The organism is Wenyingzhuangia sp. 2_MG-2023, from assembly GCF_030548295.1.
Taxonomy (GTDB): domain Bacteria; phylum Bacteroidota; class Bacteroidia; order Flavobacteriales; family Flavobacteriaceae; genus Wenyingzhuangia.
In genome coordinates this window covers 1-1,794 of record NZ_JAUOSB010000049.1, presented here as the reverse complement: position 1 = coordinate 1,794, position 1,794 = coordinate 1, and the positions used below count along the sequence as shown (strand labels likewise).

The following is a 1,794-nucleotide window of genomic DNA, read 5'->3' as shown; positions in this document are numbered from 1 at the left end:
CGGGTTCTGTGCTTTCTCAAAGTTTTGTGTATATTTACTAAGTCGCCAAATCTTGTTGATTTGGCTTTGTGAAACCACAAAAAACAAAACCAAACAAAAAGCTTCGGCTTAGGTGCGTGTTCGAAAATCTTGCCGATTTTCTTCCCGCACAAAGCCTAGCCAAAACCGTTGTGCAAAATACTTCAAAACTTAATAGTCTGATTAAAAGGTTTTTATTAAATTGTGAGTTAAAAACTTACTATGAAAACTAAATTATCTAAAATCACAATTCTACTAATAACATTTAGTGTAATACCACAATTGGTTAACTCTCAAACCCAAATACAAAAAGACTCTATTACTATTTTAAAAGCTTTTAATAGCAACGAAATAATAGATACTAGAACTGAAAATGTAGATGACTTAAGAAATATTGTTTCCGTTTTGTCAACAAAAATGGAAGATATTGAAACATCTAAATTGAGTAGTCGAAAAAAAGATTATAACTCTAAATTAACATTAATCAAAAGTCAATTACAATTATTAAAAGAACTAAAATCTACATATAATAATATCGTTTCAGATAGAGAATCTATGAGAGCTAGTACGTATATAGCAAAATTAAATAATCCTAACGATAGTATATTAGGATTTGCTTTTACAAAAGTTGTCTTAGATAATTTTAAAGAAGTAGTAGAAGAATACATAAATGACCCTAAAAACAATACTAGTGCTGTCCAACAGTTTAAACCTAAACAAAACAACTTCTTTAAGAGAATGAATTCTGTTATTGGATTTATTTCTCCAATGTTTCCACCTCTTCAAATGATATCTAAAATAACTGATAAAATAGAAACTGTTGTTGAACCTATTAAGAAATGGAAAGATGATAACCCAACATTTAATGCTAAAAAATTAACTATTGAAAATCAACCTGTATTTAATCCAATACTAATTAAGAAATTTAATAGCAAGTTAAATTTATACATAACATATTATACTAGACTTTCTGAAACAAACGATACATTTCTCTCTGATATTGAAACTAATGAGTTAAAATACAATCAACTTATTATTGAAATAAATAAAACAATTAATAATATTGAAAATAATTCTAAAATTAAATTTGATAGTATTGTGTCTATAACAGATCAAGTGAATAACTTATTTGAACTTCAATTTCAAAATAAAAACACTCGATTTTATAAAAGTATTCTTGAAAAAGAAGAACTCAAATGTATTATTGGATCTTTAAGAAAATCAATTAGTTTAGTTACTAAACTGAATGATTTTCATTCTGACTACCAAATAGTAGTATTAAAAAATTATAATAATTATATAAAATCACTTGAAGCAGCCAAAACATTACCTAAAGCTAAAGTTCCAAATATTAATTTAATTCAAACTCAAATTAAAGAAATTAGAGATGGAGTACCAGGGAATCCATCCAAAATTGGTTTTATAAATAAATACTCGGATCATTTAAAAGTAATTAACAACCATTTAGATATAATACAAGAAGAAAGTTCCCTATATTAAAATGTACTTAGCACAACACCGGCTAAACTTAATGCGGGTTTTGTGCTTTCTCAAAGTTTTGTGTATATTTAATAGGTCGCCAAATCTTGTTGATTTGGCTTTGTAATAACCAAAGAAACAAAACCAAACAAAAAGCTTCGGCTTAGTCACAGTCCGAAAATCTTAGCGATTTTCTTCCCGCACTAAGCCTAGCCAAAACCGTTGTGTGTAAGTAAGAAAAAAATACAGAATGAAAATACCAATTGATATTGAAAAACTTCCTATTAGAATATCTGA

Annotated in this window: 1 protein-coding gene; it reads left to right on the top strand. The window is 27.1% G+C overall.

Annotated elements, in window-relative coordinates; all coding sequences use genetic code 11:
• Positions 1-240 precede the first annotated feature (240 nt).
• Positions 241-1,518 carry a hypothetical protein gene (locus Q4548_RS16570; RefSeq protein WP_303457120.1) on the top strand — a complete coding sequence of 426 codons (1,278 nt, stop codon included), beginning with the start codon at positions 241-243 and terminating at the stop codon, positions 1,516-1,518.
• Positions 1,519-1,794 lie beyond the last annotated feature (276 nt).

Coding starts and splice junctions, on each gene's coding strand:
- Q4548_RS16570 (WP_303457120.1), top strand. CDS start 241: ATGAAAACTAAATTATCTAAAATCACAATTCTACTAATAACATTTAGT.